The following is a 534-nucleotide window of genomic DNA, read 5'->3' as shown; positions in this document are numbered from 1 at the left end:
CTGCCATGTGGCGCCGGACAGGACGGCCCGGCGCGCCGCCCGCAGGCCGGCATGGTCGTCGCTGACAATGAATTCGACGCCGCGCAGGCCGCGGTCCACGAGGTCGTTCAGGAAATCGCGCCAGTGGACCTCGGCCTCGGACAGCGCGGCCGACACGCCCAGAAGACGCCGCCGGCCGTCAGGGCCGACGCCGATGGCGGACAGGATGGCGGCGTCCCGGACGATGCCGCCATCGCGCACCTTCTCATACCGGGCATCGAGGATCAGGTATGTCACCGGGTCGAGCCGGCGTGTGCGCCAGGCGTCCAGTTCGTCGTCCAGCAGGGCGGCGGCGCGGCTGACCTGGGTCGAGGACAGGCTTTCCAGCCCGAATTCCTTCATCACCTTGGCGGCGTCGCGGGTGGAAACGCCCTGGACGTACATCTCGGCGATCGCCAGCATGATGGCGCGCGAGGAGCGTCGCCCCCGTTCCAGGGACTGCGGAAAGAACGGCTCGTCGCAGCCCCGGCTCTTGGGAACGGCCACGGTGACGGT

The 534-nt window shown here is 70.2% G+C and carries 1 protein-coding gene; it reads right to left on the bottom strand.

Translation table 11 applies throughout. The features are described from left to right. Positions 1 to 534: IS256 family transposase (locus GHC57_RS19185; protein WP_211369263.1), on the bottom strand; the 534-nt coding region annotated here is incomplete at both ends.

Origin of the sequence: Roseospira navarrensis, assembly GCF_009601025.1 — a bacterium.
In the GTDB taxonomy this organism is placed as follows: domain Bacteria; phylum Pseudomonadota; class Alphaproteobacteria; order Rhodospirillales; family Rhodospirillaceae; genus Rhodospira; species Rhodospira navarrensis.
Note: the sequence above shows the minus strand (reverse complement) of the source record. Positions and strands in the feature narration are given on the sequence as shown.